We start from the raw sequence: 13870 nt of genomic DNA, 5'->3' as shown, positions 1-13870 counted from the left end.
CCCGCACCAGACGACGACGCCGGGCGACAGCCCGGCGAGATGGAGGTACTCCCGTGATACCCGACCGCATCATCGAGCGAGGGACGCTCACCAGCGAGGACGGCCGCGTCGCCGTCGAGGTCCGCATCCCCTGGTACCGCGCCCTCCCGGGCTCGTGCATCGCGGGCGCCGGCCTCACCGTCGACGGCGTCGCGGCCCCGGAGGAGTCGCTGCGCTGGAGCATGAACGGCCGCGAGTTCCGCTTCGAGGAGCTCGTCGACGCCACGGACGAGTGGTGGTTCCCGCTCGACTCCGCCGTCCTGTCCGGCGACCTGGCGCTCGCCGACCCCGGCGCCGACCACGAGGTCGCCGTCGACTTGACGCTGTACATCCCGTACATCGTCACCGACCACGGCGTGCTCCACATCGAGGAGCACGGAACCGCGACCATGAAGGCGGACCAGCGATGAGCACCACCCTCGGCACTCCGATCCAGGGAGTGACCCTCTACAGCTTCACCCGCGCCTTCCACGCCCGTGAGTACGACCTCGAGCAGCTCATCCGGAAGGTCGCGACCGACGGTTACGGCCCGGGGCTCGAGATCATCGGCTTCTCGAGCTTCCGCGGCTTCCCCGAGATCGAGGACTCGTTCGCCGGCTGGTTCAAGGACCTCGTGGCCGAGACCGGGCTGGTGCAGACGTCCCTCGCGGTCAACGCCGACGTCGGTCTGCGCCGCGACCGCCTGCTCGACCAGGACGAGCTGATCGCCTACATGGAGCGCCAGATCGTCGCCGCGGCGACCCTCGGCTTCCCGATCGCGCGCGTCCAGATCTCGCTGACGCCCGACTCGATGGAGGCGCTGCTCCCCGTCGCGGAGAAGTACGGCGTGACGCTCGCGCTCGAGGTGCATGCCGACCAGTACGCGTCGCACCCGCGCATCCTCGCGCTCCGCGACCGCTTCGCGGAGCTCGACTCCCCCCTCCTCGGCTTCACCGCCGACTGGGGGGCGACCGTCTCGGCCTTCGCCCCTTCGCTGCTGGAGGCCTACCGCCGCCGCGGGGCGAGCGAGGAGCTGCTGCATGCGATCGTCGACCTCTGGAACGGCTTCTACGCCGAGGGCCCGCCCGCCGACCAGGAGGTGCACGGGCAGCGCTTCGGCGCGTTCATCGGCCTCGCGCACCGCTTCGGCCGACCGGACCTGGGCATCGACTTCGCGATCAACGGCACCGGGCTCTTCGGGCCCGCCCGGGTCGAGGACTGGCTCGAGATCATGCCGTTCGTCCGCCACGTCCACGGCAAGTTCTTCGGCATCGACGAGAACGCTGAGGAGCCCTCCGTGCCCGTCCGCGACCTCGTCCGCCTGCTCGTCGAGCAGGGCTACACCGGCGCGATCTCGAGCGAGTACGAGGGCTGGCACTGGAACTCCTGGCAGGACCCGTTCGAGATCATCCGCGACGAGCAGGCCGTGCAGCGCTCGGCCGCTGAGGCCTCGGGCTCGCGCATGACCACCGATGCCGAGGCGGCGCGACGTCAGCTCGCGCAGCACCTCGCCGCTCCCGTCCGCGCATGACCGTGCGACCGGCCCCGACCCCCACCGACCAAGGAGACCGCTCATGACGGACACGCAGACCACGACCACGAGTGCCGACGGCATCGCCGGCACCGGCATCAAGCTCGGCACCACCCTCTACTCGATGACGAGCGAGTTCGCGGCCGGCCAGTACACGCCCGAGACGCTGATCAGGGCTGTGCACGACGAGGGCATCGGCCCGGGCGTCGAGTTCAACATCGCGCAGCTGCTGCGCACCTATCCCGACGTCGACGACGAGTTCGTGAAGCTCTGGTTCGACTCGCTCGAGAAGTACGGACTCGAGGCCAGCGCCGTCGGCACGAACCTCGACATGGGCCGCCGCAAGGAGCGGGACATGAGCCCGGACGAGGAGCACGACTTCCTCGCCCGCCAGCTCGAGACCGCGCACACGCTCGGCTTCTCGAAGGTCGTCATCCGCTCGCACGGCAAGGAGCTGCTGCGCAGCCTCCTGCCCCTCGCCGAGAAGTACGACCTCAAGCTCGGCTACGAGATCCACGCTCCGTCGGGCCCCAACAACCCGCAGGTGCTCCAGATGCGCGAGATGTACGACGAGCTGCAGTCCGACCGGCTCGGCTTCACCGCCGACTTCTCCTCGACGATGCACAGCCTCTCGCCGACCCTCCTGCGCACGCTGTCGCAGATGGGGATGGATGAGAAGCACTTCCCCGTCATGGACGAGATCTGGCACGAGCCGACGCCGATGCACGTGCGCAACCAGAAGTTCGAGGACTACCTCTCGGGCGAGGGCGTCGACTTCCTCCGCTTCGGCCCGTTCACCCGTCTCGCCTTCAACATGCACGGCCTCGTGCCGCCGGAGGAGTGGCTCGACATCATGCCGCAGATCTTCCACGTGCACGCGAAGTTCTACGACATCGGCGCCGACGGCCAGGAGCCGGCCATGGACATCCCTCGCATCGTCAAGCAGTTCGTCGACGGCGGCTACACCGGTTACCTCTCCAGCGAGTGGGAGGGCCACGCCTTCTCCGACCTGGGCGAGGCCGACCCGATCGACCTGGTCAAGAAGCAGCACGCGCTCATGCGCACCGCGATCGAGGACGCCGTCGCCGCGTCCTCGAGCGCCCCGTCCTCCCGAGAGCAGTAAGGAACCGCCATGGCCACCCACAACTCCCTCTTCGCGCCCGAGGACGTCCGCCGCACCGACGACGGCCTCGCCGTCTCGGTCCAGCTCCCCTGGTACCGCAGCCTCTGGCTCTCCGCGGTCGACGACGTCGGCGCGAGCGTCGACGGGGTCGAAATCCCCCGCGACCGCCTCCGCTTCGAGCTCCAGGGCACGAGCTACCGCATCGACGACCTGAAGGAGCAGTGGGAGACGCTCTGGTTCGTCGCCGACCGGCCCGACGTCGTCATCACGCTCGACGACCCGCCGGCCCCCGGCGCCGCGGTCCAGGTCGAGATCGTCCTCACGATGCGCCTGCTCTACATGCAGATCGCCCCGCAGCGCTACGTCACCAATCGGGTGACCGTGGCGCGGGAGACGGTGCTCGCCTAGACGATCACCTCGGTCGGCCGAGAAGGCCCGTTCTCCACCCCGAGAACGGGTCTTCTCGGGCGAGTGGGGCCGTCGGCTTCATCGCAGGCCGCGGGTGAGTGCGGCGGCGGCCAGGCGCAGGTGCTCACGGGTCATCGCGTCGGGATCCTTCTCCGGGAGCCACTCGTGACCGCCCCACTCGCTGGTGAGGGTGCCCTGGAAGTCCGCTTCGAGCAGGAGGGGCGCCAGAGACTCGAGCGGAGCGGTGACGCGTCCGTCGCGGTCGTCGAGGTCCCAGAACTTGAGGTGCACGCCCGTGGCCAGCGGCAGCAGGGGGATCAGCTCGCCGGGCGAGGTGCGCCCGAAGCGGATCAGCAGGTCCATGTAGAGGACGTGCACGTGCGGCGGGACGGCGCCCGAGCGCAGCAGCCGGACGACTTCGTCCCCGGTCCCGTGGCCGGTCCAGTCGTCGGCGAGGCGCGAGACGAAGTCCGCAGGCAGCCCCGCCTCCGCGAGGCGCGCGAGGTAGCTGGTGGGCAGGGCCGGCATCAGGAGACTGACGTCGACGGCGAGCCGGAGGCGCGGATCGTCGAGCGCGGCGATCGTCTCGAGCGCTGCCGCGACATCGGGCCGCGCGGGCGCCTGCTGCCCCTGGATCTCCTCCTGCAGGACCAGATCGAGCTCGTGCAGGTGGGGGAGCAGCGCCTCCAGGAGAGGTCGCCCGGCCTGCCCGAGCGGGAGGCGAACCGAGCGCGCGCCGAGCCATCGGGCCGCGCGCAACTGGGGAAGGAGGAAGGCGAGTCGCTCGTCGTGCGTGCGCCGGCGCGAGGGCGTCACGAAGTCGTCGAGGCTCGCGCCGAAGACATCGACCCGCACGCCCGCCTCCGCGAGCCGCTCGGCGAGTCCCTCCGACTCCGCGCGCGTGGGCGCGGGGAAGCTCCGCAGCACCTGGCCGGCCTCGAGCTCCACGACGTCGACGATCCCCGCCGTGCCGATGCCGGCGACGATCTCGGCGGCGCTCCGATCGGCGCGCTGGAGGTCGACGGTCCAGTTGAACGTGCTCGCGGCGAAGGTCCAGCCGGCGGGGAGAGGTGCATCGGTCATGGGCTCTTTGTATCGTCCCTGTCATACTTCTGTCGACTTCCGAAAAAAGAATCGCACCGGAGGCGTTCTCGGCGCCGCCAGGAGGAGAGCTCTCGATGACGACCGCCCTGCGCCCCGATGCGCTCCGGACCACGACGGCCGGACTCGAGCTCGACGTCGGCCTGCCGTGGATCCGCTCCCTCGCCCTGGACTGCGTCCTCTCCCTGGAGCTCGTCATCGACGGCGAGCCGGTGGGTGCGCTGTCCGTGATCCTCGACGGCCGGCCGGTCGCACCGGTGGCGCTCGGGGGGGAGTCGGGCTGGTGGTTCCTCCAGGATCGGCTGCTGCTCGCCGCGCCCCGTCCGCTCGCGCCGGGAGAGCACCGGGTCGAGGTCGCCCTGGAGCTCCTCGTCCCCTACCTCACGGCCGGCGGCGACCAGCCGCTCATCGTCCCCGTCCGGGTGTCCGGGCTTCTCAAGGTCTGAATACTACAAAAGAGTGCCACGATGGAGCGGAAGCGGTATGCTGACGGGGACGCCGGGGTCTGCACGACCCGTTCGCCGCCTCTGACGGAGGCTGCGGCACACACGGTCGCGTCGATCATCCGATCGATCGGATGCCCCTCATGACACGCTCCGACTCCTCCGCTCCCTCCGCCGCCCGCCGCGACCCGGCTGCGCTGTCGCCGCTCCGGCTCCGCCTGCTCGTCGGCTCGCTCCTCGCGGTGTCCTTCCTCGGCGCCCTCGACCACACGGTCGTCTCGACCTCGCTCGCGACGATCGCCGGCGACATCGGCGCGCTCGACCAGATGAGCTGGGTCATCGTCGCGTACACGCTCGCGAGCACGGTGCTCCTGCCCGTCCTCGGCCGGATCGGCGATCAGGTCGGCCCGCGCCGGGTCTTCCTCGCGTCCCTCGTGCTCTTCCTGCTCGCCTCGCTCGTGTGCGGCTTCGCCTCCGACCTGCCGCAGCTGATCGCCGCTCGCGTCGTGCAGGGGATGAGCTCGGCCGGGCTGCAGCTGATGTCGCAGACGATCGTGGCGACCGTCACGACGCTGCGCGACCGGCCGCGCGTGATGAGCATCGTGGGCGCGGCCTTCCCGCTCGCGATCCTCATCGGCCCCGTGCTCGGCGGCCTCATCACCGACACCGTCGGCTGGCCCTGGATCTTCTGGATCAACCTGCCGGTCGGCACCGCGGCGCTCGTCCTCGCGCTCTGGGCCGTCCCCGCCCTCCCGCCCCGCGGCCGGCGCAGCTTCGACGGAGCGGGCGCGGTCGCGCTGACCGTCGCGCTGGTCGGCCTTGTGGTCGGAGTGACCCGCCTCGGCGCCGGCCTCGACGCGACCACGGTGTCCGCGTTCGCGGCGGCGGTGGTCGGCGCCGCCGTGCTGGTCGTCGTCGAGCGCCGCTCGGACGTCCCGATCCTGCCGCTGCACCTGCTGCGCGACCGCACCGTCGCCTGCGCGATCGCCCTCTCGGCGATCATCGGCGTCGGACTCTTCTCGATCGTCTCGTACGTGCCGACCTTCATCCAGATGGCCTACCGCACCTCCGCCACCGTCTCGGGGCTCGTGCCGATCGCGACCGTGTTCGGGATGCTCGTCGCCAACATCGCCTCGGGCTGGATCATCAGCCGCTCCGGGCGGTACCGGGCGTTCCCCGTCGTCGGCACGTCGCTCGCCACGCTCGGGCTCGCCGCGATGGCCGTCGTCCCGCACGGGTCCCCGCTCGTCGTGCCGATGGCGCTGATGGCGGTCGTCGGCATCGGCACCGGCTGCTTCATGAGCCTCATCGTCGTGCTGGCCCAGAGCGGGGTCGCGCCCGGCGAGATCGGGGCGATCACCGCGACGTCGAATCTCGTGCGCCAGATGGGATCCACGATCGGCACGGCCGCCATCGGCGGTTCGCTCGGAGCCGGAGTCGCCGCGCTGCTCCCAGCGGGCGTCGACGCCGCGCGGGCGACTCCCGCCGCCGTCCGCTCGGCCGATGCGGCGACCCAGGAGGCGGTCGCGTCCGCCTACGCCGACGTGATGGCGCCGATCTTCCTCGTGCTGGCGGGCGTCTACGCCCTCGGGATCGTCGTCGCTGCGCTCCTCCCGGCCGCCCGCCTCTCGGACGAGCAGCCCCCGCCCTCGGCGGCTCCCCTCGCGGAGGCGGCGCCGGCCTCGACGCCGTCCCCGGTGCCGTCCTCGTCCTCGTCCTCGTCCCCGTCCGACTCCCGCTCGGCGTGACACCGCAGTCCGCCGCCGGCCCCACCACCAGGAGCATCCCGTGACCAGCACCAGCACCAGCACCAGCACCAGCACCAGCGGCCCTGTCGTCGTCGTCGTCGGCAGCGGTCCCATCGGCTCCGCCTACGCGCGAATCCTCCTCGAATCGACCGACGATGCGCGCGTCGTGATGCTCGAGGCGGGACCGCAGGTCACACCGACCCCCGGCGAGAGCGTCCGCAACATCGCGGACCCGGGGGAGAAGGAGCGGGCCCGCGAGCGCTCGCAGGGGCCCCAGGCGGGCGAGCACCGGGAGTCGCTGGGCATCCCGGCGGCCGCCGTGGTCGAGGGGATGTTCACGGCCCGGCAGGGGACCCACCTCCTCGACTTCGGCGGGGCGGGCTCGGCCCATACCGACACGTTCCCGGCCGCCGCCGAGTCGACGAACGTCGGCGGGATGGGCGCCCACTGGACCTGCGCGATTCCGCGGCCCGCAGGCTCCGAGCGCGTCCCGTTCCTCGACGACGCGGAGTGGGACGGGCTGGTCGAGACGGCCGAGCACCTGCTGCACGCGCAGGCGGCCGCCTTCGCGGACTCCGGGATCGGCGCCGCCCTGCGCTCGCTGCTCGAGGAGGAGTTCGCAGCCGAGCTGCCCGACGGTGCCGGTGTCGGGACCCTGCCCGTCGCGGGGGACCCGCAGCCGGACGGCACCATGCGCTGGGCCGGTGCGGACGTCGTGCTGGGCCCGCTGATCGATCCCGCGTCGCCGCTGTCGCAGCGCTTCGAGCTGCGCGACCTGCACCTGGTCCGCCGGATCCTGCTCGAGGGCACGACGGCGGTCGGCGTCCGGGTCGAGGACCTGCGCACCGGCGAGGTCGAGGACCTGCCCGCCGATCTCGTCGTGGTGGCCGCGGACGCCTTCCGCACGCCGCAGCTGCTCTGGGCCTCCGGTGTGCGGCCCGCCGCGCTGGGCCGCTACCTGACCGAGCACCCGGTCGTCATCTCGACGGTGTCGCTCGACGGCGACTCGATGGGGCGCTTCGCCACCCGCGACGACCTCGCCCGCGAGAAGGCGGCGCGCGCGGTGAATCCGGCCGACCCGATCTCGGCGGTCAACCGCATCCCGTTCTCGGAGCCCGGCCACCCGTTCTCGCTGCAGGTGATGTACGCCGAGAGCCCGCCGTTCCCGCTCTCGCCCGACCATCCCGAGCACGGCAACGAGTGGGGGTACGTGAACATGGGCTATGGCATGCGCAAGCAGCCCCGCGTCGAGGACGGCGTCTCGTTCGACGATGACGAGCTCGACTACCGGGGGTTCCCGAACATGACCGTCGACTACGCGCTCGGGGAGCAGGAGGAAGCCGAGATCGCCGACGCGACCGAGCACCTCCGCCGTGCGGGAGAGGCGCTGGGCACCTTCATCGCGGAGCCGCGGCTGCTCCCGCCGGGATCGAGCCTGCACTACATGGGGACGACCAGGATGGGCGCCGCCGACGACGGGACCTCCGTCGTCGATCCGGACTCGCGCGTCTGGGGCCACACGAACCTCATCGTCGGCGGCAACGGGGTCATCCCGACCGCGACGTCGATGAACCCGACGCTGATGAGCGTGGCGCTCGCCGTCCGGGGAGCCCGGGCCGCGGCGGCCCGCCTGTCCGCCTCCGCTTCTGTAGCAGAACGACGCTGACTCCGCCATCCGGGACGGAAGTACTTGTACCGCAGACCTATCATCGATCATGGCCACCTCCTCAGCACTGCGGTTCGCCGCCCAGACCGACTCGACCACGAGTCTCCTGGCGATCGTCGACCTCGTCCGCACCGGTGCCGCGCGCACCAAGCCCGAGCTCGGCCGAGCCACCGGGCTGGGCCGCGGCGTGATCACCCAGCGTCTCGACCAGGCGACCGAGATGGGCTACCTGGAGGAGTCGACCTTCGGTCCCTCCAGCGGTGGACGCGCGCCGCGCACCCTGAGGTTCCGGGCCGAGCGCGGCCTGATCCTCGTCTGCGCGGCCGGGGGACTGCACCTGCGGGTCGGCATCGCCGACCTCGACGGTGTCGTGCTGGCGCGGGCGCATCGCGACTGGGACATCTCATCGGGTCCGGAGGCGACCATCGCAGCCGGAACGGCCATGCTCGACGCCCTGCTCGCCGAGCGGGACGACGACGTGCCCGTGTGGGGCGTCGGCGTCGGGCTGCCCGGCCCGGTCGAGTTCGACAGTGGCCGGCCGGTCGCGCCGCCGATCATGCCGGGCTGGAACGGCTACGACGTGCGGACCCCGTTCGTCGACCACTACGGAGCCCCCGTCTGGGTCGACAACGACTCGAACCTCCTGGCGTTGAGCGAGCGGCGCCGCCAGCGCTGGGGTGCCCGCGCCGACCTGATCTACTTCAAGGTCGGCACCGGCATCGGCGCGGCGCTGCTCACCCGCGGCGTCCTGCACCGCGGGGCGTCCGGAGCGGCGGGCGACATCGGGCACGTCCGCGTCACCGACGGCACGCACCTCTGCCGGTGCGGCAAGGTCGGCTGCCTCGAGGCGGAGGCGGGCGGCTGGGCCCTCGTCCGCGACGCCCGCGCCGCCGTCGCGGAGGGGCGGAGCGACGCTCTGGCGGCGAGGCTCGAGGAGTCGGGCGACATCACTCCCGTCGACATCTCGATCGCCGCGCAGAACGGCGATCCCGTCTCGATCGAGCTCATCCGGCTCTCGGCGCGACTGGCCGGCGAGTCGATCGCCACCCTGGTCAACGTCTTCAATCCCACCGCGATCGTCCTCGGCGGGGCCGTCGCCGCGTCCGGTGAGATGTTCCTGGCCGGCGTCCGTCAGCGCGTCTACGAGCTGTCCCTGCCGCTCGCCACCCGGGACCTGCAGATGGTGCGCTCGATCGGCGACGAGGACGAGCCGCTCACAGGCGGGGCGGAGATGGTGCGCGAGCAGCTGTTCGACGTGTCCTTCCCGCGCTGGATCGCCGACGGCCGCCCGAGCGTCGAGGCCATGAGCGTGAGCAGCTGACGCGATGACCGTCGCAGGGGCCCGGGGACGCGTGCCGATCGCCGTCGTCGGTGCGGGGATGAGCGGGCTCGGCATCCACCTCCCGCTGATCCGCTCGGTGCCCGGGCTCGAGCTCGTGGCGGTCGTCGCCCACTCGGCGCCGGGGCGGGAGCGCACCGCCCCGACCGGTGTGCCGCTCGTCGGCTCGATCGAGGATCTGGCGGACGTCCGGCCCCGCCCCGCGGTCGCCGTCGTGGCGACGCCCGACCGGCTGCACGTGGAGCACGTCAGCGCGCTGCTGGATGCCGGCATCGGCGCTGTCGTCGAGAAGCCGCTCGCCGACACCCCCGAGCGTGCGCGCCTGCTCGCGGCTCGCGCGGTGGAGACCGGGCTCCCGCTGATCGCCTTCCTGAACCGGCGCTGGGACGGCGACTTCCTGACGCTCCGCTCGGTCCTCGAGCAGGGCCTCGTCGGCGAGCCGGTGCTCTTCGAGTCGACGATCGCGCGGTGGATCGAGGGAGCCGCCCCCGGGTGGCGCGGTGAGGCCCTGGCCAGCGGGGTGGACGGGGTGCTCGGCGGATTCGGCAGCCACCTCGTCGACCAGGCGGTGGCGCTGTTCGGTCCGGTCGACCGCGTGTACGCCGAGGTCGGCCGCCGCCGGGCTGCGAGCGCCGTGCCGGACGACGCGCTGCTGATGCTGCGGCATGCGGGCGGGATGCGCTCGCACCTGCGGATGACGATGGTGAGCAGTGTCGAGCAGCCGCGGTTCCGCCTGCAGGGGCTCGCCGGTGCGCTCGAGAAGCACGGCTTCGACGGGCAGCAGGACGCGCTGGTGCGGCGGGGCGAGGATCCGCTCGACGCGCGCTACGGCATCGAGCGGGCCGAGCTGTGGGGCTCCCTCCACACGGCGGACGGGGCGCGGCCGGTCGAGACGCTGCCGGGGGAGTGGCGGGCGTTCTACGTCGGCCTCGCCGAGCACCTGAACGGCGGCCCCGCGCCCGTGCCCCTCGACGACGCGGTGCACGGCCTCGACGTGCTGCACGCCGCTCGCCGGTCCGCCGACAGCGGTGGGTCGGTCCGGGTCGAGCGCTGAGGGAGCGCTCCGCGGAGTGCTCGGGCGGCCGTCGTCCCGGGCGGGCGACGCGCAGGAGCGCCGCACCCCCTCCCGGCGGTGCGGCGCTCCTGAGGCTCGGCGGCCGCGCGGCTCGGAGCCGACGAATCAGCGCGTGGCTCAGCGCAGGCGGATCAGCGCAGGCGGATCAGCCGCGGCCCTGCACCTTGTAGGGGTTGAGCAGCGCGTCCTTGATCTCGTCCGGCACGCCCTCCTCGGTCGCGCTCGGGCCGTCGGCCGGCGGGAACGACTCCGTCATCGACATCGGCATGGCGCTGTTGCGGTAGAAGTTGTTCGAGCCGAGCGAGGGCTTCCAGGTGTTGGGCGTCCAGTCCGGCACGTAGTTGCGGTAGCCGCCCGTGTTCATCTCGATGCGGAGCGTGGACGGGTCGCGGAAGTAGAGGAAGTTCTGCTCGCCGATGCCGTGGATCGAGGGGCCGTACTCCATCGGCACGCCGTTCTCCATCAGGATGTCGGCGGCCTGGAGGAGGTCCTCGCGCTGGTCGACCCAGAAGGCGTAGTGGTTGACGCGGCCGGGGCGCGAGGAGCCGTCCAGCACGACGCCCAGGTCGTGCGACTTCTCGTTGGTGGTCAGCACCGAGAAGACCGAGATCGGCGCCTCGTCGAGGACGGTGCGCGCCATGATGCGGAAGCCGAGCACGTCGTTGTACCACTTCGCGAAACCGTCGACGTCGCGCGAGGCGATCGTGACGTGGTCGAGCTGGCGGGGCGCGCCGAGGTGGCGGCTGCGGCGCGACGGGCGGTCGGGATAGATCGAGCCGGCGTCGCCCTCGGCGTGGAAGTGCTCGACGTCCCAGTGCAGGGTCATCGAGTGGCCGTAGGGGCCGGTGAAGCGGTAGGCGCGGCCGATGCCGGCGCCCTCGAACCACTCGCCCGCGGAGCCGGCCTCCTCGATGCGACGAGCAGCCTCCTCGAGGGCCTCGGCGCTGGAGGTGCGCCACGCCATGGTCTCGAGCGAGGGCTCGTCGCCGGCGACGATCACGACGCTGTAGCGGTAGTAGTCGCCCCAGCAGCGGAGGTAGACGGCGTCGTCGGTGCGGTCGACGACCGTGAGGCCGACCTGCTCCTCGTAGAAGCGCACGCTCGCCTCGACGTCGGGGGCGGTGATGGTCACGAACGAGAGATGGGAGAGCAGCTTGATCATCGTTGATCCTTTCCTGAGCTGGTGAGCGTCGTCGGCGGCCGGGACGAGCGTCGACGCGGCGTGACCTCACTCTCGCGACGTCCGAGCGCATCAGGGAACCCGCAGTTGGCTATCGTCCGCATCAGTCGCGCCGATGCCGTCGCGCATCCGTCCGATCGATGGGCGGCATCGTCGAATCGATCTGGCGGATCCCCCCGGCCGGCGTCAGAGTGAGGAAGCGGCGACGACGCCGCAGGACCGGAAGGACCGTCACCGATGACGCTGCGACCCGAGGACGCCCACGTCCGATTCGGCCTGGTGCGCTACCGCGCTCCCGGCGGCCCTGCCGCCGCCGGCGGCTCCACCGATCTGGGCGTCGTCTCCGAGGGGCGGGTGCACCGCGTCGACCTGGCTCAGCTGGGTGCGGCCGACGTGAACGACGTCTTCGCCCGCTGGGCCGAACTCGAGCAGGCGGTCCGCGCGATTCCCGGGCACTCCGAGGGCCTCGCCCTCGACGAGGTCGAGCTCCTCGCCCCCGTCGCCCCGCGCCAGCTGCTGCAGACCGGCGCCAACTACCGCACCCACGTCATCGGGCTGGTCGTCGGCCACCGCTCGCCCGACGATCCCCGTCCCGTGGAGCAGGTCCGCGCCGAGGCCGCTGCGATGATGGACGCCCGCGCCGCGCACGGCGAGCCCTACTTCTTCATCGGGCTGCCGCAGACCGTGGTCGCCGCCGACTCCGACCTGGTGCTGCCCGCCGCGAGCGAGCGCCACGATTGGGAGCTCGAGCTCGCCGTGATCATCGGCACGGAGGCGTTCCACGTCTCCCCCGAGGACGCCATGGACCACGTCTGGGGCTACACGATCGTGAACGACGTGAGCACCCGCGACCTGATCTTCCGCAAGGACATGCCCGAGATCGGCACCGACTGGTTCCGCGCGAAGAACTCGCCCGGCTTCAATCCGACCGGCCCGTTCGCCGTGCCCGCCTCCGAGTTCGCGGACGCCCCCTTCGAGCTGCGGCTCGACCTCAACGGCGAGACGATGCAGGACGCCGACACGAGCGACCTCCTCTTCGACATCCCGCGGCTGATCTCGGCCGCCTCGCAGACGATCCCCCTCCTCCCCGGCGACCTACTGCTCACGGGCAGCCCGGCCGGCAACGGCCAGGCGCGCGGGATCTTCCTCAAGGCCGGCGACCGCCTCGAGGGCTCGGTGACCGGTCTCGGCACGCAGCGCTTCACCTGCGTGGCGGAGCAGCCCCGATGACGACCCCGCCGACCCGCGACCCGGCGGATCTCGACCGCAGCGACCCCGCCGAGGAGGTCCGCCGCTCCGCCGAGGCCCACCGCAACTGGGGCCGCTGGGGCGAGGACGACCGCGTCGGCACCGCGAACCTCATCACCGACGAGCGCCGCCTGGCCGCGGCCCGCCTCGTCACTCGCGGCGCGGCGTTCAGCCTCTCGCAGCGCTTCGACTCCGAGGGACCGCAGAACGGCTGGCGCCGCCGCACGAACCCCGTGCACACGATGCTCGACACGGGCCTGGACGCCGAGTTCGGCGACCAGGGCTTCCCGCACGGCATCGGCGGAGCGGACGACGTGGTCGCCATGCCGCTCCAGGCCTCCACCCAGTGGGACGGCCTCGGCCACATCTTCGACCGCGGGAAGGCCTGGAACGGCCGCGCCGCCGGCCGGGTCGTCACGAGCGAGGGCGACGCAGTGACCGGGATCGAGCACGTGAGCGCCCTGCTCAACGGCCGCGGCGTGCTCCTCGACGTCGGCAGCGCGATCGGCGAGGGCGGCGAGCTGCCCGACGGCTACGCGATCACCGTCGCCGACCTCGAGCGCACGATCGCCGCGCAGGGAGCGAGCTCCCGCGTCGGCGAGGGCGACCTGCTGCTCGTCCGCACCGGACGCCTCGCCCGCGCCAGGCGCGAGGGCTGGAACGGGTACGCGGGCGGCCCGAGCGCCGGCCTCTCCTTCACCACCGCGGGCTGGCTGCGCGAGCGCGACGTCGCCGCGGTCGCCACCGACACCTGGGGCTTCGAGGTCCGCCCGAACGAGTTCGACGAGGCCTTCCAGCCGCTGCACCAGGTCGCCATCCCGAACATGGGCCTCACCATCGGCGAGATGTGGGACCTCGACGCACTCGCGGCCGACTGCCGCGCGGATGGAGTCTGGGAGTTCCTCCTCGTCGCCGCCCCTATCCCGTTCACGGGCGCCGTCGGAGCCCCGGTCAACCCGATCGCCCTGAAGTAGCCCCACCTCCCCGGCG

13 protein-coding genes are annotated in these 13870 nt (G+C 72.2%); 11 read left to right on the top strand and 2 right to left on the bottom strand.

All coding sequences use genetic code 11. The features are described 5' to 3' along the window. The first annotated feature begins 53 nt into the window (after nucleotides 1-53). Genes GSU40_RS15945 through GSU40_RS15930 form a run of 4 tightly spaced genes read left to right on the top strand, consistent with a single transcriptional unit; the run spans nucleotide 54 to nucleotide 3080 of the window. Entirely contained in the window at nucleotides 54-449 is a 396-nt protein-coding gene (locus GSU40_RS15945; protein WP_160035814.1) for a DUF6379 domain-containing protein, read from the top strand. Continuing rightward, nucleotides 446-1549, top strand: a complete 1104-nt coding sequence (locus tag GSU40_RS15940; RefSeq protein WP_104352513.1) for a TIM barrel protein — start codon at nucleotides 446-448, stop codon at nucleotides 1547-1549. The genes GSU40_RS15945 and GSU40_RS15940 overlap by 4 nt, the downstream gene beginning before the upstream one ends. Nucleotides 1550-1592: 43 nt before the next feature. Beyond that, the gene (locus GSU40_RS15935) at nucleotides 1593-2672 is read left to right on the top strand and encodes a TIM barrel protein (RefSeq protein WP_104352512.1); all 1080 of its coding nucleotides are present in this window, start codon (nucleotides 1593-1595) and stop codon (nucleotides 2670-2672) included. Nucleotides 2673-2681: 9 nt separating this feature from the next. After that, nucleotides 2682-3080 carry a DUF6379 domain-containing protein gene (locus tag GSU40_RS15930; protein ID WP_104352511.1) on the top strand — a complete coding sequence of 133 codons (399 nt, stop codon included), beginning with the start codon at nucleotides 2682-2684 and terminating at the stop codon, nucleotides 3078-3080. Nucleotides 3081-3158: 78 nt separating this feature from the next. Here the strand turns inward: GSU40_RS15930 and GSU40_RS15925 are convergent, their stop codons facing one another. Then, nucleotides 3159-4163, bottom strand: a complete 1005-nt coding sequence (locus GSU40_RS15925) for a restriction endonuclease subunit R (protein ID WP_160035812.1) — start codon at nucleotides 4161-4163, stop codon at nucleotides 3159-3161. Between the two features lie 95 nt (nucleotides 4164-4258). Here GSU40_RS15925 and GSU40_RS15920 point away from each other — a divergent pair, with 95 nt between their 5' ends. The 5 genes from GSU40_RS15920 to GSU40_RS15900 all read left to right on the top strand — a co-directional run bounded on the left by GSU40_RS15920 (nucleotide 4259) and on the right by GSU40_RS15900 (nucleotide 10431). After that, the gene (locus tag GSU40_RS15920; protein WP_160035810.1) at nucleotides 4259-4627 is read left to right on the top strand and encodes a hypothetical protein; all 369 of its coding nucleotides are present in this window, start codon (nucleotides 4259-4261) and stop codon (nucleotides 4625-4627) included. Between the two features lie 140 nt (nucleotides 4628-4767). Next, the gene (locus GSU40_RS15915; RefSeq protein ID WP_160035808.1) at nucleotides 4768-6372 is read left to right on the top strand and encodes an MFS transporter; all 1605 of its coding nucleotides are present in this window, start codon (nucleotides 4768-4770) and stop codon (nucleotides 6370-6372) included. A 40-nt stretch (nucleotides 6373-6412) separates the two neighbouring features. Then, nucleotides 6413-8038, top strand: a complete 1626-nt coding sequence (locus GSU40_RS15910) for a GMC oxidoreductase (protein ID WP_244229520.1) — start codon at nucleotides 6413-6415, stop codon at nucleotides 8036-8038. Between the two features lie 49 nt (nucleotides 8039-8087). After that, nucleotides 8088-9359, top strand: coding sequence for an ROK family protein (locus GSU40_RS15905; RefSeq protein ID WP_104352507.1), 1272 nt, complete (start codon nucleotides 8088-8090; stop codon nucleotides 9357-9359). Between the two features lie 4 nt (nucleotides 9360-9363). Further along, complete coding sequence (locus GSU40_RS15900) at nucleotides 9364-10431, top strand: Gfo/Idh/MocA family oxidoreductase (RefSeq protein ID WP_160035806.1); 1068 nt, start codon at nucleotides 9364-9366, stop codon at nucleotides 10429-10431. Between the two features lie 166 nt (nucleotides 10432-10597). On the opposite strand, the gene GSU40_RS15895 is transcribed toward GSU40_RS15900, so the two are convergent. Continuing rightward, nucleotides 10598-11614: a VOC family protein gene (locus GSU40_RS15895; RefSeq protein ID WP_104282542.1), complete on the bottom strand. Its 1017-nt coding sequence runs from the start codon at nucleotides 11612-11614 to the stop codon at nucleotides 10598-10600. Between the two features lie 255 nt (nucleotides 11615-11869). Between GSU40_RS15895 and GSU40_RS15890 the strand changes: the two genes are divergently transcribed. Both GSU40_RS15890 and GSU40_RS15885 read left to right on the top strand, forming a co-directional pair. Then, complete coding sequence (locus GSU40_RS15890) at nucleotides 11870-12862, top strand: fumarylacetoacetate hydrolase family protein (RefSeq protein ID WP_104352505.1); 993 nt, start codon at nucleotides 11870-11872, stop codon at nucleotides 12860-12862. After that, nucleotides 12859-13854, top strand: a complete 996-nt coding sequence (locus GSU40_RS15885; RefSeq protein ID WP_104328259.1) for a cyclase family protein — start codon at nucleotides 12859-12861, stop codon at nucleotides 13852-13854. Before GSU40_RS15890 ends, GSU40_RS15885 begins: the two co-directional genes overlap by 4 nt. Nucleotides 13855-13870 lie beyond the last annotated feature (16 nt).

This window comes from Rathayibacter sp. VKM Ac-2805, from assembly GCF_009834265.1.
In the GTDB taxonomy this organism is placed as follows: domain Bacteria; phylum Actinomycetota; class Actinomycetes; order Actinomycetales; family Microbacteriaceae; genus Rathayibacter.
The sequence above is the reverse complement of the archived record's forward strand: the minus strand, read 5'-3'. Positions and strand labels throughout refer to the sequence as shown.